Origin of the sequence: Kitasatospora sp. NPDC101155 (assembly GCF_044768305.1) — a bacterium.
Lineage (GTDB): Bacteria > Actinomycetota > Actinomycetes > Streptomycetales > Streptomycetaceae > Kitasatospora.
This window is the reverse complement of record NZ_JBIWPN010000002.1, coordinates 336,816-352,956: the sequence shown is the minus strand read 5'-3', so window position 1 is coordinate 352,956 and position 16,141 is coordinate 336,816. Positions and strand designations below refer to the sequence as shown.

General features: G+C 72.8%; 15 protein-coding genes. 9 read left to right on the top strand and 6 right to left on the bottom strand.

The genetic code is table 11. From position 1 onward, the window contains the following. Positions 1 to 42 precede the first annotated feature (42 nt). Both ACIRYZ_RS04105 and ACIRYZ_RS04100 read right to left on the bottom strand, forming a co-directional pair. Positions 43 to 1,449 carry a class II fumarate hydratase gene (locus tag ACIRYZ_RS04105; RefSeq protein WP_402939198.1) on the bottom strand — a complete coding sequence of 469 codons (1,407 nt, stop codon included), beginning with the start codon at positions 1,447 to 1,449 and terminating at the stop codon, positions 43 to 45. A gap of 185 nt (positions 1,450 to 1,634) precedes the next feature. Beyond that, positions 1,635 to 2,369, bottom strand: a complete 735-nt coding sequence (locus tag ACIRYZ_RS04100) for a carbon-nitrogen hydrolase family protein (RefSeq protein WP_402939195.1) — start codon at positions 2,367 to 2,369, stop codon at positions 1,635 to 1,637. A gap of 341 nt (positions 2,370 to 2,710) precedes the next feature. On the opposite strand from ACIRYZ_RS04100, the gene ACIRYZ_RS04095 reads away from it, so the two are divergent. Continuing rightward, complete coding sequence (locus ACIRYZ_RS04095) at positions 2,711 to 4,621, top strand: cholesterol oxidase substrate-binding domain-containing protein (protein WP_402939193.1); 1,911 nt, start codon at positions 2,711 to 2,713, stop codon at positions 4,619 to 4,621. A 40-nt stretch (positions 4,622 to 4,661) separates the two neighbouring features. Here the strand turns inward: ACIRYZ_RS04095 and ACIRYZ_RS04090 are convergent, their stop codons facing one another. Further along, entirely contained in the window at positions 4,662 to 5,252 is a 591-nt protein-coding gene (locus ACIRYZ_RS04090) for a helix-turn-helix domain-containing protein (RefSeq protein WP_387614249.1), read from the bottom strand. Positions 5,253 to 5,450: 198 nt separating this feature from the next. Between ACIRYZ_RS04090 and ACIRYZ_RS04085 the strand changes: the two genes are divergently transcribed. Beyond that, positions 5,451 to 6,176: an AzlC family ABC transporter permease gene (locus ACIRYZ_RS04085; RefSeq protein WP_393024106.1), complete on the top strand. Its 726-nt coding sequence runs from the start codon at positions 5,451 to 5,453 to the stop codon at positions 6,174 to 6,176. Then, positions 6,176 to 6,484, top strand: a complete 309-nt coding sequence (locus ACIRYZ_RS04080) for an AzlD domain-containing protein (protein WP_402939538.1) — start codon at positions 6,176 to 6,178, stop codon at positions 6,482 to 6,484. Before ACIRYZ_RS04085 ends, ACIRYZ_RS04080 begins: the two co-directional genes overlap by 1 nt. A 125-nt stretch (positions 6,485 to 6,609) precedes the next feature. Here ACIRYZ_RS04080 and ACIRYZ_RS04075 read toward each other — a convergent pair whose 3' ends face one another. After that, positions 6,610 to 6,921, bottom strand: a complete 312-nt coding sequence (locus ACIRYZ_RS04075) for a hypothetical protein (RefSeq protein ID WP_402939189.1) — start codon at positions 6,919 to 6,921, stop codon at positions 6,610 to 6,612. A gap of 156 nt (positions 6,922 to 7,077) precedes the next feature. Between ACIRYZ_RS04075 and ACIRYZ_RS04070 the strand changes: the two genes are divergently transcribed. From ACIRYZ_RS04070 to ACIRYZ_RS04045, 6 genes are all read left to right on the top strand, one after another. Then, positions 7,078 to 8,265 carry an acyl-CoA dehydrogenase family protein gene (locus ACIRYZ_RS04070; RefSeq protein ID WP_402939186.1) on the top strand — a complete coding sequence of 396 codons (1,188 nt, stop codon included), beginning with the start codon at positions 7,078 to 7,080 and terminating at the stop codon, positions 8,263 to 8,265. Between the two features lie 72 nt (positions 8,266 to 8,337). Then, the gene (locus ACIRYZ_RS04065) at positions 8,338 to 8,721 is read left to right on the top strand and encodes an ADP-ribosylation/crystallin J1 (RefSeq protein WP_402939183.1); all 384 of its coding nucleotides are present in this window, start codon (positions 8,338 to 8,340) and stop codon (positions 8,719 to 8,721) included. A gap of 44 nt (positions 8,722 to 8,765) precedes the next feature. Next, positions 8,766 to 9,557 (top strand): ATP-grasp domain-containing protein, encoded by a 792-nt coding sequence (locus ACIRYZ_RS04060; RefSeq protein WP_402939181.1) that lies wholly within the window; start codon positions 8,766 to 8,768, stop codon positions 9,555 to 9,557. A 203-nt stretch (positions 9,558 to 9,760) separates the two neighbouring features. Further along, positions 9,761 to 10,639, top strand: coding sequence for an alkaline phosphatase family protein (locus ACIRYZ_RS04055; protein ID WP_402939179.1), 879 nt, complete (start codon positions 9,761 to 9,763; stop codon positions 10,637 to 10,639). Positions 10,640 to 10,979: 340 nt separating this feature from the next. Continuing rightward, the gene (locus ACIRYZ_RS04050) at positions 10,980 to 11,462 is read left to right on the top strand and encodes a hypothetical protein (RefSeq protein ID WP_402939177.1); all 483 of its coding nucleotides are present in this window, start codon (positions 10,980 to 10,982) and stop codon (positions 11,460 to 11,462) included. Between the two features lie 376 nt (positions 11,463 to 11,838). Next, positions 11,839 to 13,023 (top strand): multidrug effflux MFS transporter, encoded by a 1,185-nt coding sequence (locus tag ACIRYZ_RS04045; RefSeq protein ID WP_402939174.1) that lies wholly within the window; start codon positions 11,839 to 11,841, stop codon positions 13,021 to 13,023. Between the two features lie 86 nt (positions 13,024 to 13,109). On the opposite strand, the gene ACIRYZ_RS04040 is transcribed toward ACIRYZ_RS04045, so the two are convergent. Continuing rightward, a complete protein-coding gene (locus ACIRYZ_RS04040; protein ID WP_402939171.1) occupies positions 13,110 to 14,852 on the bottom strand; it encodes a glycosyl hydrolase family 18 protein in 1,743 nt (580 codons plus the stop codon). A 706-nt stretch (positions 14,853 to 15,558) separates the two neighbouring features. Further along, positions 15,559 to 16,131: a hypothetical protein gene (locus ACIRYZ_RS04035; RefSeq protein WP_402939168.1), complete on the bottom strand. Its 573-nt coding sequence runs from the start codon at positions 16,129 to 16,131 to the stop codon at positions 15,559 to 15,561. Positions 16,132 to 16,141: the final 10 nt, after the last annotated feature.

The following is a 16,141-nucleotide window of genomic DNA, read 5'->3' as shown; positions in this document are numbered from 1 at the left end:
ACGGGAACGCCCACGACTGCGGAAGTGCGACTGCGCAAGCGCCTACGGGTGGGTCATCCGCAGCACATCCAGCGCCTGGTCCAACTGCTCCTCGGTGAGCTTGCCCTGCTCGACGTACCCGCGCTCCAGCACCACCTGACGGATCGTCTTCCGCTCGGCCAGTGCCTGCTTGGCGACCTTCGCCGCCTCCTCGTACCCGATGTACCGGTTCAGCGGTGTCACCACCGAGGGCGAGGACTCCGCGTACTCGCGGGCCCGTTCGACGTTGGCGGTGATGCCGTCCACCGTCCGGTCGGCCAGCAGCCGGGCGCTGTTGGTGAGCAGCCGCACCGACTCCAGCACGTTGCGGGCGATCACCGGGAGCATCACGTTCAGCTCGAAGTTGCCGCTCGCGCCGGCCAGCGTCACCGTCGAGTCGTTGCCGACCACCTGGGCGGCGACCATCAGCACCACCTCGGGCAGTACCGGGTTCACCTTGCCCGGCATGATGGACGAACCCGGCTGCAGGTCCGGCAGGTTGATCTCGCCGAGGCCGGTGCGCGGGCCGGACCCCATCCACCGCAGGTCGTTCGCGATCTTGGTGAACCCGACCGCCACCGTGCGCAGTTGACCGCTCAGCTCGACCAGCGCGTCCCGCGCGCCCTGCGCCTCGAAGTGGTCCCGGGCCTCGGTCAGCGGCAGGTCGGTGGCGCGGGCCACCTCCTCGATGACCGCCGCCGGGAAGCCGGGCGGGGTGTTGATGCCGGTGCCCACCGCCGTTCCGCCGAGGGGCAGTTCGGCGACCCGGGGGAGCGTCGCCAGCAGTCGCTCCCGCCCGTGCCGCACCTGCGCCGCGTAGCCGCCGAACTCCTGGCCGAGCGTGACGGGCGTGGCGTCCATCAGGTGGGTGCGGCCCGACTTGACCACCTGCGCGAACTCGGCCGCCTTGCGCTCCAGCGACTCCGCCAGGTGCTCCAACGCCGGGATCAGGTCGTGGGTGACGGCGGCGGTCGCGGCGATGTGGATCGAGGAGGGGAAGACGTCGTTGGACGACTGGCTCGCGTTCACCTGGTCGTTCGGGTGGACGGGCCGTCCCAGCCGCTCGCCGGCCAGGGTGGCGATCACCTCGTTGGCGTTCATGTTCGAGGAGGTGCCCGAACCGGTCTGGAACACGTCCACCGGGAACTGGTCGTCCCAGCGGCCTTCCGCGACCTCCTCGGCCGCCGCCGCGATCGCCCCCGCCGTCTCCTCCTCCAGGACCCCGAGGCGGGCGTTCACCCGGGCCGCCGCCGCCTTGATCCGGGCCAGCGCGGCGATGTGCGCGCGCTCCAGGCGCTGGCCGGACACCGGGAAGTTCTCCACCGCCCGCTGCGTCTGCGCCTGCCACTTCGCGTCGGCCGGCACCCGCACCTCGCCCATCGAGTCGTGCTCGACCCGGTAGTCCTGCGACTTCTCCCGCTCGTCACCCATCGCGCGCTGCACCTCCTGTACGGGCCCGCTCGGCCCGGTCACGGGTCCACCGGTCCGCCGATCCGGTACCGATCGGCCGATCCACTGATTCACCGACTGATTCACCGACCACGACAGCCGCGCGCGGGCCCCGGGTATTTCCACCCGGGGCCGAATGATCCACCGGTGATCCGCCGACGGCGCCGCTACAGCCGGGTCAGCTCGGCCCGGACCAGTTCGCCCGGCTCGGTGCCGGCCTGGACGACCAGCGACCCGTCCGCCGCCCAGACGCCGGAACCGCCCGAGCTGTCCGGGAACACGCCCGTCGGTCCCGCGCTGGTGGACAGCACGACCTGGATCCCGTGCGCGGTGGAGCGGGCCCGGCAGTGGGCATCCCGCCGCTCGGCCTGCGCGGCGCCCGGGCCGTACAGGGCGGAGGCGACGTAGGCGTCGATGCCGAGCACGGCCGTTTCCTCGGCGTGGGTCGGGTCGGCGGCGTCGGCGCAGATCGCGAGGCCGAGCCGCAGGCCGTCCAGCTCCAGTACGACGGGCTTCTCGCCCGGGGCGAAGCGGTCGGGTTCTCCCTCGCCGTGCAGGCGCATCTTCCGGTAGACGACGGTGGCGCCCTCGCCGGTGACCGCCAGGGTGGCGATGGCCTCGTGTCCGTCCGCCTGCGCGACCGGCGCGCCGACCAGGGCGAGGGCGCCGGTGGCGGCGCAGGCTTCGACCAGCGGGGCGAGCCGGGGGTCCGCCGGGTCGACGGCGGGGGCGGCCAGGTCGTAGCCGGTGAGCGACAGCTCGGGGAAGACCACCAGGCGGGTCCCGGCCGCCCGGACGGCCTCGGCGTGCCGCTCGACGTTGACGGACACGGTGTCCGGGCGGCCGGGCTCGGCGCAGACGGGCTGGGCGACGGTGACGGTCAGCGACGCGGACGAGGGCAAGGCGAGGCTCCGGGCGGGTGGGGGTCGGTGGTCAAGATCAACCTATGCGTTCCCGGAAGAGCCCGGCAAGGACCGGGTCTGGGTGCCGGGCTCGGCGGCCGACCGGTGGTGGCGCCGTGCGGAGGCCGCCCTCGCGGCGCCGGGCTGACGAGCGTTGTACGGGAGGTCCGCAGCCGTTCGGGCCGTGATCACTCGAAGGAGTGAGATCCCGGCCGGATCGCTTCAAACGGCCGTACGGCACTTCGTACGCTCCTGACCGGGCCGGGCGGACACCGGCCCGCCCCGGAACGCCGCAGCACGGCCCGGGAGGACACCAGCGCAGGCGCAGGGGGCGGACCAGGATGACCGCAGGACACGGTGTGAACGGCGGAGCGGGCGAGTCGGGGAACGAGTCGGGGAGCAGCCGGGGGAGCGGTCTGAGCAGGCGGCGGTTGCTCGGCGCCTCGGCTGCACTCGGCGGCGCGGCCTGGCTGCTGCGGGGCACCGTCGGCCCGGACAGTGCCGAGGCCGCCACGCCCGTGCCGCCCGGCCTGCCCGCCGGCACCGTACTCTTCCAGCGGGTCTTCCAGAACTGGTCCGGCGAGATCCGCACCGACCAGCTGTGGACCTGCGCGCCGCGCACCCCCGAGGAGGTCCCGGCGCTCGCCGACTGGGCGCACGCCAACGGCTGGCGGCTGCGTGCCACCGGCTACCGGCACACCTGGGCGCCGCTCACCGTCGCCAACGGGACCCCTGACAGCGCCCGCGTCCTGCTCCTGGACACCAGCCGCCACCTCACCGCCCTCACCGCCGACTCGCCCACCACCGTCCGGGCGCAGACCGGCGCGAGCATGGAGGCGCTGCTCGCCCACCTGGCCGACCGCGGCCTCGGCCTGACGGCCTGCCCGGCCCCGGGCGACCTCACCGTCGGCGGCGTGCTCGCCATCGGCGGCCACGGCACGGCCGCCCCCGCGGCCGGTGAACAGCGGCTGGACGGGCACGGCTACGGCTCGGTCAGCAACCAGGTGGTCCGGCTCACCGCCGTCGTCCTCGACCCGGCCACCGGCCGCTACACGCTGCGCACCTTCGACCGCGCCGAGGCCGACAGCGCCGCCTTCCTGGTGCATCTGGGCCGGGCCTTCCTCACCGAGGTGGTGCTGCGGGCCGGGGCGGACCGGCCGCTGCGCTGCGTCAGCCGACTCGACATCCCGGCCACCGAGTTGTTCGCCCGTCCCGGCAGTGGCAGTGGCGGCGAACTGCTCGGAGGGCTGCTCGGCGGGCTGCTGGGCGGCGGCGGTCCGCGCACCCTCGCCGACTTCGTCGAGCGCGACGGCCGGGTCGAGGCGATCTGGTTCGCCTACACCGAGTACCCGTGGCTCAAGACCTGGACCGTCACCCCGGCCAAGCCGCTCGTCTCGAAGGCCGTCGACCAGCCCTACAACTACCCCTTCTCGGACAGCGTTCCGGAGCCGATCGCCCAGCTGGCCGGGCAAATCATCAGTGGAGCCTGGGGATCGGCCCCGCTGTTCGGCCAACTCCAGTACCTCATCGCCAAGGTGGCGCTCACCGGCGACCTCACCGACGTCCTGCTCTCCGGCGGACTGCTGCGCGACCTGCTCACCGGCGACCTGATCACCCACCTGCTCGCCGGCGGCCTGCGCTCCGACCTCTGGGGCCCCTCGCGCACCCTGCTGCAGTACGTCCGGCCCACCACGCTGCGGGTCACCGCCAACGGTTACGCGGTCCTGGCCAAGCGCGCCGACCTGCAGTGGGTGGTCAGCGAATTTGCCGCCTACTACCGGCAGTTGCTCGGCGAGTACCAGGCCAGGGGTGAGTTCCCGGTGAACGGCGCGGTGGAGATCCGGGTCACCGGCCTGGAGGACCCCGCGTACTCCGGCGTCCCCGGCGCCCGGCCCCCGCTGCTGTCCGCGTTGCGGCCGCGGGCCGACCGGCCGGAGTGGGACACCGCGGTCTGGCTCGACGTGCTCGCCTTCCCCGGCACCCCCGGCCTGGAACGCTTCGCCCGGGACCTGGAACAGTGGCTGCTGCGCACCTTCGACGGCACCCGGGCGGGCCTGCGGGTCGAGTGGTCCAAGGGATGGGCCTACACCGCCGACGCGACCTGGTCCGACCCGGACGTGCTCGGCCGGGTCATCCCCGACAGCCTGCGCGCCGGGGGCGGGCCGGGCTGGGACGAGGCGGTCGCCGTGCTGGACCGGTACGACCCGCACCGGGTGTTCGGAAACCCCTTCCTGGACGGGCTGTTGAAGTAGGCCGGCCCCGGGGCGTCCGGGGGAGGAGGGCGGTGATTCGTCAGATGTGCTCCATCACGATCACCGCGAGGGTGTCCGGTACGAGGGCGCGGAACAGGTGCGGGGCGTCGCCCGGGTAGCTGATGTAGTCTCCCGGGCCCAGCTCGACCGGTGCCTCGGTCGGGCCGACCAGGGCCCGGCCCGAGCCGATCATCACGTGCTCGACGGTGCCGGGCATGTGCGGGTCGGAGGCCCTGGTCTCGCCGGGCTGGGCCTCGATCCGATAGATGTCGCGCCGGGCGTTCGGCGGGCAGGAGGAGAGCACGGTGGCCGCGTAGTTGGCCTGCTCGGAGTGGGTCACCGGGCCCTCCCCGGCCCGGAGTACCTTGACCGTCGGGCGCGGCGGGTCGACCAGCCGGCTGAAGGGCACGTTCAGCGCGACCCCGAGCGCCCAGAGCGTCTCCACGCTGGGGTTGCCCGCGCCCGACTCCAGCTGCGAGAGCGTCGACTTGGCGATGCCCGCGCGCCGGGCCAGCTCGGTCATCGACAGTCCGCTGCGCTCGCGCTCGCGCCGGATGGAGGCGGCGATCTGGCCGATCAGCTCCGTGCCGGAGCCGTTGGCGCCCGTGGGCTGGGCGGTCTGGTCACTCATGTTCGCCACTCACGCTTTCTCCCGGCTCCCTCGTCGGTGTCGGTCGGTCGTCGGTGTCGGTCGGTCGTCGGTGTCGGTCGGTCTTCGGTGGTTGGTGCCGTTCATGCTGCCACGGTCGTCCGCGGCGGCGTTCGTTCGTTATGTCGGTCTCTTCGTTCGCCTTGACGAACTGCGGGCGGCAGGTTCACTCTGGTGGACATGCGTTCGCTTCTCCGAACACTGGAACAAGCCACTCTCCGTGACATCGCCCTGGTCTGCCTCGCCGACGCCCTGGTCGGAGTCTCCTTCGGCGCGATCAGCGTGTCCGGCGGTCTGCCCCTCTGGGTGCCGGTCGCTCTCTCCGTCCTCGTCTTCGCGGGCGGCTCGCAGTTCGCGGCCGTCGGCGTGGTGCTGTCCGGCGGCGGCGCGCTGGCGGCCGTCGCCACCGGGCTGGTACTCAACGCCCGGCTGCTGCCGTTCGGGTTCGCCGTCGCCGACGTGCTCCAAGGCCCTTGGTGGCGAAGGCTGTTCGGGGCGCAGCTGCTCACCGACGAGAGCGCCGCCTTCGTGCTGCGGCAGCGCGACCCACGGCGGCGTCGGGCGGTGTTCTGGATCTGCGGGGTCTCGCTGTTCGTGGTGTGGAACGCCGCGGTTCTGCTCGGCGGGTTCGCGGGCGGGCTGATCGGCGACACGGACGTGCTGGGCCTGGACGCGGCCTTCCCGGCGGTGCTGCTCGCGCTGGTTCTGCCCTCGCTCGCGGACCGCGGGACTCGCACGGCGGCGGTGGCGGGCGCGGTCGTGGCCGTCGCGGCCACGCCGTTCGTGCCGGCCGGGGTGCCCGTGCTGCTCGCCCTGGTCGGGCTGCTGTTCGCGGGGCGGCCGGGAGTGAAGGAGCCGGCGGGGCCGGAGGTCGCCGTCGTGGCCGTGAAGGAGGACGTCCGATGATGCCGCTCCACGCCATCCTGCTGCTGGCGGTCGGGACGTACGCCTACCGGGTGGCCGGGCCGCTGCTGGGGCACCGGCTCGCGCTCTCGGATCGGCTGCGGCACCTGCTGGCCGTCGCGGCGGCGGTGCTGCTGGTCGCGCTGGTGGCGACCGGCGCGCTGACCCAGGGGCACGGCTTCGCGGGGTGGGCGCGCCCGGCGGGGGTGCTGGTCGCCGGGGTGCTCGCCTGGCGCCGGGCGCCCTTCCCGGTGGTGGTCGTCGCGGGCGCGGCGGCCGCGGCGCTGCTGCGGCTGTGCGGGGTGGCGTGACGGCGGGCGGCAGCCGGCCGGCGGCGAACAGCTGACAACTTTCAGCGAACAGATGACAGATTTCGAAATCTGTCATCTGTTCGCCGCCGCCTGTTCGCCGCCGCCGGGTGCTCCGCACGCGCCGGTCACTCCTCCGTCAACCGCTCCGCCTGCACCTCCGGCCGCTTGCTGTCCCACAGCATTTCCCACACCTTGAACACGCAGTGGTAGTCACGCATGCTCCCCTGCGAGATCAGCAGATAGGTGTCCCCGTCCCGGAGGAGCATCTTCCGCCGGCTGCTCATCGGGTGATCCGGGGTGTACGTCGGCACGATCCGCCGCAGCTCCGCGACGGCCTCCTCGCGGGTGCCCTCGACCTCGCCGAGCACTTTGTTGCCCCAGGTCCGGTCCCTGCCGATGCCGACCGTCTCCTCGACCACCAGCGCCCAACGCGCCATGTTCCGCCTCCCCGTGTCCCCGTGTCGCTTTCCTCACGCCTTCGCGTCCGTCCGACGTCCGGCCGCGTGCGCGATACTCCCGGTACCCGGCACCCGGCCGACCACCGAACATCCCGCATATTCCGCCATATTCCGCCGAGAGCACAAGGAACTTCAATGACGAAGCCGCCCCGGATCGACCCGTCCGACCTGCTCGCCGTCGGCGACCTCCTCTCCGACGAGGAGCGGCTGATCCGTGACACCGTCCGCAAGTTCACCGAGGAGCGGATCCGCCCGCACATCGGCGACTGGTTCGACCGCGGCGTCTTCCCGGCCCGTGAACTCGCCCCCGAACTCGGCGCCCTCGGCGTGCTCGGCATGCACCTCGACGGCTACGGCTGCGCGGGCGCCGACGCCGTGGCCTACGGGGTCGCCTGCATGGAGCTGGAGGCGGCCGACTCCGGACTGCGCAGCTTCGTGTCCGTCCAGGGCTCCCTGGCGATGCGTTCGATCCACGCCTTCGGCTCCGAGGATCAGAAGCAGCGCTGGCTGCCCGGCATGGCGGCCGGCGAGCTGATCGGCTGCTTCGGCCTCACCGAGCCCGACTTCGGCTCGGACCCGGCCAACATGCGCACCCGGGCGGTCCAGAAGGGCGGCAAGGGCGGCGACTGGGTGCTGTCCGGCAGCAAGATGTGGATCACCAACGGCAGCATCGCCGACGTCGCCGTGGTCTGGGCGCAGACCGAGCAGGGCGTGCGCGGATTCCTGGTCGAGCGTGGCACCCGCGGCCTGGCCGCCACCGACGTGCACGGCAAGCTCTCGCTGCGCGCCTCGGTCACCAGCGAGCTCGCCTTCGACGAGGTGGTGCTGCCCGCCGACGCGGTGCTGCCCGGGGTCACCGGCCTGCGCGGACCGCTCTCCTCCCTCAACGAGGCCCGCTACGGCATCCTCTGGGGCACCGTCGGCGCCGCCCGCGACTGCTACACCGCGGCCCTCGACTACGCCAAGAGCCGGATCCAGTTCGACCGCCCGATCGCCGGCTTCCAGCTCACCCAGCAGAAGCTGGTCGAGATGATGCTGGAGGTCGAGAAGGCCTACCTGGTGGCGCTGCGGATCGGCCGGCTCAAGGAGGAGGGCGCCGCCCGCCCGCCGCACATCAGCTTCGGCAAGCTCAACAACGTCCGCACCGCGCTGGAGATCGCCCGCATCGCCCGTACCGTCCTCGGCGCCAACGGCATCACCACTGAGTACCCGGTGCTGCGGCACGCCAACAACCTGGAGTCGGTGCTCACCTACGAGGGCACCAGTGAGATCCACACCCTGGTCCTCGGTGAGGCCATCACGGGCGAGTCCGCCTACCGCTGACGGCCCGTCCGCCCCGTCGACCAGCGGAAATCCGGTAGCCGGGCCCGTCGCGGCCCGGCTACCGTTCCCGCCATGAACGGCCAGACCACCGGGACGACCCGGACGCCCCCGACCACCACCCTCTGGCGCCCCACCGGGCCCGAGGAACTGGCGCTGGTCGAGGCCGCCGACTGGCGCGCCTGGCCGCCCAGGTTGCCCGAGCAGCCGATCTTCTACCCCGTCCTCAATGAGGACTACGCGATCCGGATCGCCCGCGACTGGAACGTGCCCGCCTCCGGCGTCGGCTACGTGACCCGCTTCAAGGTCGAGACCGCCTTCCTGGACCGCTATCCCGTGCAGCAGGCCGGCGGCCGGACCATCCTCGAACTCTGGGTGCCCGCCGAGGAGTTGGCGGAGTTCAACCGGCACATCGTCGGCCGGATCGAGGTCGTCCACGAGTTCCGGCCACAGTCGTGATACCGCGTACGGGTACGGCGCGTTCCGGCACGGCCGGTGCGGATGTGGTGGGGCGGGTCCTGCTCACCTCCGCCCAGCGGACCAGCACCACCACCCTGCTCGCCGAGGCCGCCGCCCGGCGCGGCCTGACCACCGCCGTCCTGGACGGCCCGGGCGCGGTCGGGCGGCTCGCCGGGCGGCCCGTCCACTGGTACGGCGGCCCGCTCGCCGCCGCCCGGATCGCCGCGCCGCTCGGCCTCGCCCTGCTCGAACCCGAGGACGACTGGCTCGCCCGCCTCCCCGAGGAGTTCACCCGCCGTCGGATCGAACTCACCACCCTCGCCGAGGCCTGGACGCTGCGCGACCCCGCCTTCGTCAAGCCGCCCGCCGACAAGTCGATCCCGCCCGCCGTCTATCCGGACGGCTCCCGGCTGCCCCGTACCGGCGAGCGGATCGGCGCCGACACCCCCGTCCTGGTCAGCGAACCGGTGACCTTCGCCGCCGAGTACCGGCTGTTCGTCCGCGACAGCGAGGTGCTCACCGGTAGCCGCTACGCCCGCTTCGGCCGCCTCGACCCGGCGCCGCTGACCGACGGGGCCGCCGCCTTCGCACGCCGCCTGCTCGACGCCGTCGGCGACACCCTGCCCAGCGCCGTCGCCCTGGACGTCGGCCCGGTCGCCGACCCGTACGACCCGGCCGAGCACTGGGCCGTGGTCGAGGCCAACCTGCCCTGGTTCGCACACTGCTACGCCGCCGACCCGGAGCGGGTGCTCGACGTGGTGCTGCGCGCCGCCGGACCGGCCGCCGAACTCGCCGAAGCCGACCGCCGCTTCGTCCGCCCGCCGGCCGACGGCTGACCGAAAGCCGACCCGGCCGACGGCTGATCGACGGCCGACCGAAAGCTGACGCGACAGGCGACCGGCGACCTCCCGACACCTCGCGGACACCCTCCGTTCGACAGGAGGATGCCGATCGGTACGGCGGGCGGTGAAGCATGGCGCGGTCGGCTGCGCCCTCGGCGGGCGCGGCCGGGTGCGCACCACCGAAAGGAAGCCCCGCCATGTCCCCAGCCCAGTGGCCCCGCCCCCGCGTGCTCGTCGTCGGGATCGACGGAGTCCGCCACGACTACCTGGCCGAGGTGGCGATGCCGCGCCTCCAGGAGGTCGCCGAAGCCGGGTTCCTGGTGCCGGTCACCGTCGCGGACACCACGCCCACCATGTCCGGGCCGTGCTGGGCCACCATCGTGACCGGCGTCGAGCCCGCCAAGCACGGTGTCTGGGGCAACCACCTGGGCGGCAACCGGCTCGACGTCTTCCCCGACTTCGCCACCCGCCTCAACCGCGGCGACCGCCGCCGCACCTTCGTCGCGGCCGGCTGGGACCCGCTGATGATCAACGAGTCCGGCGGCCCGCTCTTCCGCGCCCCCGGCCGGCTCTCCTACATTGCCCCGGCCGAGGACACCCCCGAGGCCTGGGAGGCCGTCGACGAGGAGATCACCCGGGAGGCCGTCCACGTCCTCTCCACCGCCGACCCCGAGGCCTCCTTCGTCTACCTCGGAGCCGTGGACGAGACCGCCCACTTCCTCGGCTGCGGCGAGGAGTACCGTGCCTCGATGCGCACCGCCGACGAGCGCCTCGGCCGTCTGCTCGACGCCGTCCGCGGCCGGGCGAGCTACGCCGAGGAGCAGTGGACCGTCATCGTCGTCACCGACCACGGGCACGTCGACGCCGGTGGCCACGGCGGCCGCACCGTCGAGGAGCGGACCGCCTGGGTCGCCTGCGCCGGCCACGACATCCCGGCCGGCCCGCCCACCGGCGAGATCCGCCACCCCGACGTCGCCGCCCAGGTGTACGCCTCCCTGCTGCGTCCCATCGACCCGCACTGGACCCTCGACGGGCGCCCCTTCCCGGTCGCCCGGCCGGTGTCCGCGACGGTCTGACCTGCCGTCGCACCGTCCGGCGGGCCGTTCGGGGCGGTCCGTTCCCCCCGGGTGCAGCAGGCCGGACTGCGACGGGCCCGCGATTGAGTCACGCTCGATCGCGGGCCCGAACGGCCCGTACCTCGGGGACCGGCCGCCGGACATACGCCTGAAGGTGGAGACGGTACCCCGTGGGTTGGGTGCAAGATCGCGACCTCGTGGTGACGATCCGAAGGGGCGGTCCGGGCCAGGATGGATACACCCGGACGGCGGACCGCTCCGCCGGACGGTCCGGACGGGCCGAGCGCGGTCACTCCGGCAACCGACACATCGGCACCGGACACGGAGAGGGAAGTCGGGTATGAAGGGCATCGTGAGCAAGGTCGCGCTGGGAGTCGCGGGCACCGGCATGGCCGTTGCCGTGGCCGCCGTGGCAATCGGCCCGCGGGTGTCCGAGTGGTGGGACGGGCGCCATCAGGAGCAGGCCTCGTACGAGAGCGGGTCCCAGGCCAAGGCCGACCGCCGTTCGATGCCCGCCTGGCTGCCCGACAACGCCTCCTCGGTGAAGTACGTGATGTCCACCTCGGGCGACGACCGCCTGCTGCGCGCCACCCTCCCCGAGGGCCGGCTGCCCGCCGGCTGCACCGCCGGGCTGCTGGGCAAGGGCCCGCACCCGGTGCCGCTCTCCCTCAAGGCGGGCTGGTTCCCGGAGAGCATCGCGACCAAGGCGAGCGGTACCTGCGGGTACTACAATGTGACGCTCACCGGCAACCAGCTCTACGCGTGGCAGGACGGCGCGACGCTGCAGGCGGCCCTTCGAGCCGAGCGCGTCGCCAAGCACTGAGGGTGCTGACCGGGCGCTGATCCCGGATCAGCCGTCCTGACCAGGGAGTGGAACGGCCCGCCGGGCACCGGAAGGTGCGGGCGGGCCGTCGTCGTGCGCGTGTCGACAGTCGTGCGCGCCGCGATCGACCGGTGGGCGGATCCGCCCGGGCGCACCCCTGCTGTCGTTCCCCCGCCGGGGCTGCGATAGGACGGATCGCGAACGAACCCACGTCACCGCGTCCGTTAGGAGAGCCATGCCCGGCCCGACCGTCGGCCCCGCCGACGACATGTCGACCGCTTCCGCATCGACAGCACCGGCATCAACCGCTCCCGCATCGACAGCACCGGCATCCGACACCTCGCCCGTCGTCGGCCGGGCCGGTGCCGGCCGGGCGATGATCGCGGTCCTCGGCGGACTCACCGCGCTCGGCCCGCTCACCACCGACCTCTACCTCCCCGGCCTGCCGGCGATCGCCGAGGATCTGGCAGCCGAACCGGCGGCCGTTCAGCTCACCCTCACCTTCTCGATGTTCGGGGTCGCGGCCGGTCAGCTGCTCTTCGGACCGCTCAGCGACCGCTTCGGGCGCCGACCGCCGCTGCTGGCGGGGCTGGTCGTCTACACCGTGTCGAGCGTGGTGTGCGTGCTCGCGCCCAATCTGTCGGTGCTGATCGCCGCCCGCTTCGTCCAGGGCGCGGCCGGGTCGGCGGGGCTGGTCATCGGGCGCGCCGTCGCCCGGGACCGCTTCCAGGGCGTGGCGATGCTGCGCTTCCTCGCCTCGATCGCGCTGATATCCGGGCTGGCGCCGATCCTCGCCCCGATCGTCGGTGCACAGCTGTTGCGGTTCACCTCGTGGCGCGGCACCTTCGGCGCGCTGACGGCGCTCGGACTGCTGCTCACTCTGGCCGCGTTCGGCGCGCTGCGCGAGACGCTGCCGCCGCAGGCCCGGAACGGCGGCGGGGCGGGCGCGGCGCTGCGCACCATGGGGCGGCTGCTGCGCCGACTGCCCTTCCTGGGGCTGGCGTTGACCAGCTCGCTGTCCTTCGGTGCGCTGTTCGGCTACATCAGTGGGTCGTCGACGGTGCTGCAGCACGTGTACCAGGTCTCGCCGCAGACCTACAGTCTGCTGTTCGGGCTGAATTCGCTGTCGATCGTGGTGATGACCCAGCTGAACGGGCGGGTGCTGGCCCCGCGCTTCACGGCACGGGCGCTGATGCTGGGCGGGCTCGCCACGGCAGCCGCGGCGGGGGTGGCGCTGGTGCTGCTGACAACGGTCTGGGACTTCGGGCTGGCCGGGTTCTGCCCGCCGCTGTTCGTGCTGATGGGCAGCCTCGGGGTGGTCCTGCCGAACACGGCGGCCCAGGCGTTGAGCCTGGTCGAGCCGCAGGTCGCGGGGACGGCCTCGGCGCTGCTGGGCACCGGCAACTTCCTGTGCGGCGCGCTGGTCGCACCGCTGAGCAGCCTCGGCGGACGGCCGTCGGCGGTGCTGCTGGCGGTGGTGGTGCTGGGGTGCGGGGTGCTGGCGCTGGTGGCGTACGTGACGATGTGCCGGCCGGGGCGGCTGCGGGCCGCGGCGGGGTGACGGCTTTCGGCGAACAGATGACGGCTGACAGATGTTGAAATCTGTCAGCCGTCATCTGTTACACGTCAGCCGTCAGCCCACGGCCACTAGGAGATCGAGAAGTCGTCCCCGTAGACATCGCCCTGCCCGTACCAGCCGTGCAGGTACACCGTCACGGCGCCGGAGGCGCCGGTGGTGAAGGGGACGGACAGTTTGGTCCAGCCCGAGGAGTTGGCCCAGGTGCTCCCGGTGGCACCGCCGCTGACGCCGATGTAGGCGTAGTTGCCCTGCACCCAGCCGCTCAGGGTGTGGCTGGTGTTGGGCTTCAGCGTCACGGTCTGGGTGCATTCGCCGGTCTGGCTCGCGCCGGGCGCGGCCTGCAGCGCGTAGGAGCCGGAGTGGACCGGGGTGGAGACCACGGCGCCGCCGCTCTGGCAGGTCCACGGGGCCAGGCTCCCGGTCTCCAGGTCGCCGTTGGCCAGGCCGGTCGACGGGGTCGTCCCGGTGACGGTCAGCGAGTAGGTCGTGGTGCGGGTGCCGGAGGGCGCGGTGGCGGTCACGGTCAGCGGATAACTCCCGGGCGCCACCGCCGAGGTGGTGGCGATGTTGAGCGTGGCGCTGCCGCCGGCCGTGACGCTGCCGGGCGTGACGGTGGCGGTGACGCCCGCCGGGGCGCCGCTGACCGAGAGGTTGACGCTCTGGGCCGAACCGGCGGTCACCGCCGTCGCGATGCTCGCCGAGGCGGACGAACCGGCCGCCACCGTACCGGAGTTCGGGTTCACCGTCACGGAGAAGTCGTTGGTCGCCGTCGAGCCGTTGGTGAACGGCGCGAAGATGTGGCTGAAGTCCCAGGTGTTCTGGGCGATGCCGGAGCAGGAGTCGTCCCCGCCCTTGCCGACGCAGCCGCCGTTGTCGCGCTGGAGCGCCCAGAAGGACAGGGTGTTGATGCCCTTCGACACCGCCCAGTTGTACACCGTGGTGGCGTTCGCCACGGTGAAGGTCTCGGCCGCTCCGTAGTCGTCGATGCCGACCATCTCGGTGATCCCGATCGAACCCCACAGCTGCGCCTGGGTCTTGGACGGATAGAGCTTGGCCAGCTGGTTGTACAGGCCCTGCGCGGAGGTCTGGGTGTCGGCGGCCATGTCGTGGGTGGCGCCGTCGTAGTAGTCGAAGGTCATCATGTTGACGACGTCGATCCGCGCGTTGTTGCTGACTGCGTTGCGCAGCACCGCCAGGCCGTTGTCGGCCAGCCCGCTGGTGGTGGTCGGCAGGGTGTAGGAGAACTGGATGTTGCGCCCGTTGGCGGCGGCCCAGTCCTGCACGGTCTTGATCGCCTTGTTGCGGCGGTCGATCCCGGCCGTGTTGGTCAGCGAGTTGTCCTCGATGTCGAGGTCGATCCGGCTGATGTCGTAGGTGGTGATGAGGTTCTCGTAGGCGGCCGCGATCTGGTTGACGTCGGTGCAGCTGTCGGCCAGTTCGGTGCCGGTGTTGTCGGCGGTGTAGCCGCCGAAGGAGGGGATCACGTCCCCGCCGTTGGCCCGGATGGTGGCGATGTCGGCGCCGAAGGTCGAGGAGGAGACCGGCTTGGAGGTGTCGCCGTTCCAGTACGGGGTGCAGGAGCCCTTGGTGGCGGCCTGCAGGAAGGCCATGGTCAGGTACTTGGCGCCGGACTGCGCGGCCAGCGTGGCGGGGCTCTGGCCCGTCCAGGACTCGAAGTAGGGGGCGAACACCCGGCTGGGCAGCGGGGTCGCGGCCTGGGCGGTGTCCGTCCCGGCGGCGACCAGGCCGGCCGAGGCGGCCAGGGTGGCACAGGCCGTCAGCGCGGCCTGGACGGTTCTGCGAAGACGCATGGATTCTCCAACGGACTTGGTGGGGCAGGACGTTGGGGCGGTGGGAGCGGGCCGGGGCGTCGGCGGCCGTGTGGGGGCGGCCGCGCGGACCCTGGTCCGGGGGGCGGTGCGGACACAAGGGCGTGCGGAACCCGCCGACTCGCGTGGAGGCGGGCGACGGTGCGAACGTGCGCACGCCGTACGGAGCGGGGGTGGAACGGAACAGGGCAGGGCGGTGCCTCAGCCGCCGGTGGTCACACCCCCACAGTGCATCCCGGTCGGATCGACATGCTTATGTTTGGACTAGACCACTGGCCTGTCAAGAGTCCTAACTGTTCGTCAGCACACGGCCCCGGCCGCCGAACGGAGCGGATTGGCGGCCGGGGTGGTGGGGGAGGAACCGTCTGGTGGTGCGGCACAGGTCGTCCGGTGTCCGCTCCGCCGGTCGCAGGGCGGTGGTCTCCCGGTGGCAGTGCGGCGGCGTCAGCTTGTCGACGGCCTCGGTCAACCATGCGTCTTCGCCCAGGAGTTCCGTGCGCCGCTCGCAGGCGACGTGCATGAGCGGGAAGCGGAGCGGCAGAATGTGGCGGGCGGGGTCCCAGGCGTGATGGTGGGTGAACCGCGCTTCCCGGCCCGCGAACGCCGATGGCCGCGCACCCGGCGGGCGGGGCGCGGCCACGGCTGCCCGGAGCTCAGGACGCCGGGCGGTTCGGGGGCGCGGACCGCGCTAGCGCGGCGACGGGCAGAGCGTGGTGCGCAGCGCGTCGTTGATCTTCGCGGCGGTGTCGGGGCCGAAGCCCTGCGGGTGGTCGGGCGAGGTGAAGTGCTGATTGGCCAGCTCGATCAGCTTTGCCTTGTCCTTGGGGAACTGGTACATCGACTGGCACTGCTTGCGGGCCTGTTCCACCACCTGGTCGGGCTTGCCGCCGACGATCGCCGGGTCGATGGCGTTCAGCGCGGCGACCACCTTGCCGGTCAGGTCGGAGTCCGGCTTGGCGGGCAGCCCGGCATCGGCAGGCGGTGCGGGCTTGGCCGGGGCCGACCCGTCCGCACCGGGCGAGGAGCCCGCGGGTGCGCCGGTGGCGCCGTCGGCGGTAGCAGACGCGGAGGGCGCGGAGGGCGCGGAGGTGGCGGGCGTTGCGGCGGCCGAGCCGGTCGAGGCGTCGGAGGGGGTGGCGGTGGTGGTGGGGGAACCGGCCGCAGTGGTGGCCTTGCCCGAGCTCGATCCCGAGCTGGAGCAGGCAGCGAGGCTCACCGCGGCGAGTGCCGTGAGGGTGGCGGCGAGGAGACGAGTGCGCATGGCGCCACAC

Excerpts from the sequence above, each read along its gene's own strand:
- ACIRYZ_RS04075 (WP_402939189.1), bottom strand. The coding sequence starts at position 6,921 with ATGGCGCGTTGGGCGCTGGTGGTCGAGGAGACGGTCGGCATCGGCAGG.
- ACIRYZ_RS04050 (WP_402939177.1), top strand. The coding sequence starts at position 10,980 with ATGAAGGGCATCGTGAGCAAGGTCGCGCTGGGAGTCGCGGGCACCGGC.
- ACIRYZ_RS04040 (WP_402939171.1), bottom strand. The coding sequence starts at position 14,852 with ATGCGTCTTCGCAGAACCGTCCAGGCCGCGCTGACGGCCTGTGCCACC.
- ACIRYZ_RS04080 (WP_402939538.1), top strand. The coding sequence starts at position 6,176 with ATGCCGCTCCACGCCATCCTGCTGCTGGCGGTCGGGACGTACGCCTAC.
- ACIRYZ_RS04045 (WP_402939174.1), top strand. The coding sequence starts at position 11,839 with ATGATCGCGGTCCTCGGCGGACTCACCGCGCTCGGCCCGCTCACCACC.
- ACIRYZ_RS04090 (WP_387614249.1), bottom strand. The coding sequence starts at position 5,252 with ATGAGTGACCAGACCGCCCAGCCCACGGGCGCCAACGGCTCCGGCACG.
- ACIRYZ_RS04055 (WP_402939179.1), top strand. The coding sequence starts at position 9,761 with ATGTCCCCAGCCCAGTGGCCCCGCCCCCGCGTGCTCGTCGTCGGGATC.
- ACIRYZ_RS04035 (WP_402939168.1), bottom strand. The coding sequence starts at position 16,131 with ATGCGCACTCGTCTCCTCGCCGCCACCCTCACGGCACTCGCCGCGGTG.
- ACIRYZ_RS04095 (WP_402939193.1), top strand. The coding sequence starts at position 2,711 with ATGACCGCAGGACACGGTGTGAACGGCGGAGCGGGCGAGTCGGGGAAC.
- ACIRYZ_RS04085 (WP_393024106.1), top strand. The coding sequence starts at position 5,451 with ATGCGTTCGCTTCTCCGAACACTGGAACAAGCCACTCTCCGTGACATC.
- ACIRYZ_RS04065 (WP_402939183.1), top strand. The coding sequence starts at position 8,338 with ATGAACGGCCAGACCACCGGGACGACCCGGACGCCCCCGACCACCACC.
- ACIRYZ_RS04070 (WP_402939186.1), top strand. The coding sequence starts at position 7,078 with ATGACGAAGCCGCCCCGGATCGACCCGTCCGACCTGCTCGCCGTCGGC.
- ACIRYZ_RS04105 (WP_402939198.1), bottom strand. The coding sequence starts at position 1,449 with ATGGGTGACGAGCGGGAGAAGTCGCAGGACTACCGGGTCGAGCACGAC.